The sequence below is a fragment of the Plantactinospora alkalitolerans genome, from assembly GCF_015690345.1.
GTDB classification, from domain to species: Bacteria; Actinomycetota; Actinomycetes; order Mycobacteriales; family Micromonosporaceae; genus Plantactinospora; species Plantactinospora alkalitolerans.
The window spans coordinates 1-4,001 of sequence record NZ_JADPUN010000359.1; the positions used below are offsets into that span (position 1 = coordinate 1).

The window sequence follows — 4,001 nt, forward strand, 5'->3', positions numbered from 1 at the left end:
CCCCGGGTCCGGGCGCCCCCGCCGGGCCCGGCGAGTCCGCCGTACCCCGCGGCTCCACCCGGGCGTGCGGCTCCGCCGGTCCCGGCGGGCCCGTTCCCGCCGATGCCGTCGCCGTCGCGGGTTCCGTCGCGGGCGCGTGGACCGGGGCCGGATCCGCCACCGGGGCCGAGGTCGCCGGACCGACGGTGGCCGCCAGGGCCGCCGAAGCCGGTCCGACGGCCGGCTGCGGTCGTGCGGCCAGCCGGGCCGTCGGTACGGTGCCGGACCGTGGGTGGTTCGTCGCGACCAGCCGGGGATCGGCGGCCAGCAGTTGACCGCGCAGCGCCTCGCCGACCTGCGCGGCCGTCGGTCGCTCCGCCGGCTCGCGGGACAGACAGCGCAGGCAGACGTCGGCAACCACGGGCGGCAGATCGGGTACGCCGGTGAGCGTCGGTTCGACGCCCGCCTCCATCGCCCGGGACAGGTCCTCCCAGGTGTCGGCGGGAAAGGGCACCCGGCCGGTGAGCGTCTCGTAGAGCAGTACGCCCAACGAGTACGTGTCGGTCGCCGGCTGGGCCGGCAGTCCGTCCAGCCGTTCCGGCGCGACGTACGCGGGAGTACCGAACGTCTCGCCGTCCTCGTCCTCGTCGGGCGCGCCCACCTGGGTCGCGATGCCGAAGTCGAGCACCTTCGCCCCGGTCGCGGTCATCATGATGTTCGCCGGGGTGATGTCCCGGTGCACGATGCCCAGCCGGTGGGCCGCAGCCAGGGCCTCGGACACCTGCGCGCAGATCTCCACGGCGGTCATCCAGGGCAGCGGGCCGGCGGTGAGTTCGGCCTTCAGCTCCTCGCCGGTCAGCAGCTCCATCACCACGAACGCGGTGATCCCACCGTCCGGACCGACGGTCTCGCCGTAGTCGTGCACGGCGGTGACGTGTGGATGCACGAGTTGCGCGGCGGCCCGGGCCTCCTCGCGGACCATCTCCCGGAACTTGGTGTCGGCGGCGAGTGACGCGGCGAGCACCTTCACCGCCACCACCCGGTCCAGCACCTCGTCCCGGGCACGCCAGATCACCGACATGCCGCCGGCACCGATCCTGTCGATGAGGCGATATCTGCGGGCGAGCAGGCCGCCCGCCTGCAACGCTGCCATCGTTCGTCGCACCTGCCTGGGAAGTCGGGAGTCGCGTCAGGCCGTGTGTGGGGTCGTATCAGGCTCCGTGACCGGCAATCGTCTGTCAACGCCGAGATTGCCGGCCGGACACGTACGGCCCGAGCGGGAATCCCACCCCGGCAACATGCCGCGCCCCCGGTGGCGGGGCCCGGCCCGGGATGTCATGTTTCGTCGGGCGGTCCCTCCGCTGCGCCGAGCGGTCGTCGTCGATCCGTCGGCTGCCCGGCCCCGTCGCGCACTCTCCGAGGCCCCGCGCCTGCGACGACCGCCGCCGAGTCGGACTGGGCGGCCCGTGCCAGGATGAACAGCATGGTCAGCGGTCCAGTGGCGTTCGTGCTCGGCGGTGGTGGCGTGCTCGGCGCCGTCGAGGTCGGCATGCTGCGGGCGTTGTTCCGGGCCGGCATCCAGCCCGACCTGGTGCTCGGCACCTCGATCGGCGCGGTGAACGGCGCGCTCGTCGCGGCGGATCCGTCGGAGGCGGTCACCAACCGGCTGGTCCGGCTCTGGGCCTCACCCGAGGCCAGTGAGGTGTACGGCGACTCCATCGCCCGGCAACTGCGGCGCTTCGCCGCCCGTACCCACCTGCACTCGCCGCGCCCCCTGCGCCGGCTGTTGGAGGCGGAACTCGGCGAGACCACCACCTTCGCCGACCTCAAGGTGCCGTTCCGGTGTTGCGCGGCCAGCATCGAGCGGGCCGCCGAACACTGGTTCAGCACCGGCCCCGTGGTGCCGGCGGTACTCGCCTCGGCCTCGGTACCCGGGCTGCTGCCGCCGGCCCGGATCGACGGCGAGCACTTCGTCGACGGCGGCATCGTCAACTCGATCCCGATCGGGGAGGCGGTGCACGCGGGCGCCCGGCAGATCTTCGTACTCCAGGTGGGCCGGATCGAGCGCCCGTTGACTCCGCCCCGCCGGCCCTGGGAGATCGCCCAGGTGGCCTTCGAGATCGCCCGGCGGCACCGGTTCGCCCGGGAGATGGCGGCGCTCCCCGACGACGTGGACGTGCACGTGCTGCCGACCGGGGGGCTGGCGCCCCGGGACGACACGCCATGGGCGTACCGGGACATGGCGGCGGTGGGGCGGCGGATCAGTCGCGCCTACACGGCGTCCCGGCGCTACCTCGTCGAGCACGTGGACCTCGGCTGATGCCACTGCCGCCCAGGTGGGTCCGGCGGTTGATCCTCGGCCCCGGGACGGTGCTGCTCGCCGTACTGGTGGTGACCACCCTGCCGGTGTGGCTGATCCTGGCCGCGGCGGTCTCGCCACTGGTCCCCGGCTACCTCCGGCCGCTCCGGGTGCTCTGGCTGGGGATCGTCTACCTGCTCTGGGACTCGGCCGCGCTGGTCGCGCTGTTCGCACTCTGGGTCGGCTCCGGCTTCGGCTACCACAAGCGGTCCCCGTCGTTCCAGCGGGCGCACTACGTCCTGGCCGGCTGGTTTCTGACCTTCCTGTTCTGGCAGGCCCGGTGGACGCTGCGACTGCGCATCGACATCGTCGGAACCGACCCGGACACCGCGTTGCCCGGACGTCCGGAGCTGGTGCTGTGCCGGCACGCCGGGCCGGGCGACTCGTTCATCCTGATCCACGCGCTGGTCAACTGGTTCGACCGGGAACCGCGGATCGTGCTCAAGGACACGCTGCAATGGGATCCGGCCGTCGACGTACTGCTGAACCGGCTGCCCAACCGGTTCATCGCGGCCCGCAACCGCCGGAAGACCCGGGTCGGTCCGACCGAGCGCGTCGGCCCACCCCGGGAGGCCCTGATCGAGCAGATCGGGCACCTGGCCGTGAACCTCGACGAGAACGACGCGTTCGTGATCTTCCCCGAGGGCGGCAACTTCACCCCGCGACGCCGTCGGCGGGCCATCGAGCTGCTGAGGTCCCGTGGACTCGACGAGATGGCGGAGCGGGCCGAGGCGATGCGACACGTGCTCGCGCCGCAGCCGGGCGGCGTACTGGCCGCGTTGGACGCCGCGCCGGACGCCGGGGTCATCTTCGTCGCGCACACCGGGCTGGACCGGATGCTGACCGTGGCCGACGTCTGGCGGGAGCTTCCGATGGACAAGCGGATCGTGATGCGATTCTGGTCCGTACCGCCGGAGGAGATACCGGCCGACCGGCAGGAGCGCATCGACTGGTTGTTCGACTGGTGGGCACGGATCGACGAATGGGTCGATGCGCATCGCGAGGACGGCGATCCGGCGTAGGGTGCCCGGCGTGGACCAGATCTGCATCGTGACGACCGTGGTGGACGCGCGGGCCGTCGCGGACGTGCTCGCCGCAGCCGCGGTGGCCGCCCGGTTGGCGGCCTGCGCACAGGTGAGTGGACCGGTGGACAGCACCTACTGGTGGGAGTCCCGGATGGAGACCACCCGGGAGTGGTCGGTGCTGTTCAAGACCGCGCCGGACCGGGTCGAGGCCCTCATCGGCCAGGTACGGGCCGCCCATCCGTACGAGGTGCCGGAGGTACTGGTGACGTGGGTGTCCGGTGGCAACCCGGGCTACTCCGCATGGCTGCACGAGCAGACCCGACCCTGACGCGTCCCCGGTACCCGGTACCGGACCCGGGGTAGGTACGCGCACTCTGTGAGCGGCTCTTCCGGTGCCGGAGCATGGGCAGCGTGACCGCTTCCGCGAACGCGTACCCCTGTCCGGTGTGTGGGGCCGGGGCCGATCTGGCGACCGGGTGCCGGGGCTGTGGCCGGACACCCGATCCGGTCGCCGCCGAGGTGATCCGGCTCGACGCGGAGATCGTCGCGCTGGTTCCCCGGGTGGAGCAGGCCCGGCAGGCGTACCTGGGTCTCGACTCCTCGCTGCGGCAGATCCGCCAGCGGCGCGAAACCCTCGC

At 72.7% G+C, this 4,001-nt stretch carries 5 protein-coding genes; 4 read left to right on the forward strand and 1 reads right to left on the reverse strand.

All coding sequences use genetic code 11. From position 1 onward, the window contains the following. On the reverse strand, window positions 1–1,132 hold a 1,132-nt coding region (locus I0C86_RS44675), incomplete at its 3' end, for a serine/threonine-protein kinase (protein WP_255527936.1). 330 nt (window positions 1,133–1,462) lie between these two features. Between I0C86_RS44675 and I0C86_RS37435 the strand changes: the two genes are divergently transcribed. The 4 genes from I0C86_RS37435 to I0C86_RS37450 all read left to right on the forward strand — a co-directional run. Next, window positions 1,463–2,299 carry a patatin-like phospholipase family protein gene (locus I0C86_RS37435; protein ID WP_196206049.1) on the forward strand — a complete coding sequence of 279 codons (837 nt, stop codon included), beginning with the start codon at window positions 1,463–1,465 and terminating at the stop codon, window positions 2,297–2,299. Beyond that, window positions 2,299–3,360 (forward strand): 1-acyl-sn-glycerol-3-phosphate acyltransferase, encoded by a 1,062-nt coding sequence (locus I0C86_RS37440; RefSeq protein WP_196206050.1) that lies wholly within the window; start codon window positions 2,299–2,301, stop codon window positions 3,358–3,360. Before I0C86_RS37435 ends, I0C86_RS37440 begins: the two co-directional genes overlap by 1 nt. Window positions 3,361–3,370: 10 nt before the next feature. Then, complete coding sequence (gene cutA / locus I0C86_RS37445) at window positions 3,371–3,691, forward strand: divalent-cation tolerance protein CutA (RefSeq protein WP_196206051.1); 321 nt, start codon at window positions 3,371–3,373, stop codon at window positions 3,689–3,691. Window positions 3,692–3,774: 83 nt separating this feature from the next. Beyond that, on the forward strand, window positions 3,775–4,001 hold a 227-nt coding region (locus tag I0C86_RS37450; RefSeq protein WP_230395454.1), incomplete at its 3' end, for a hypothetical protein.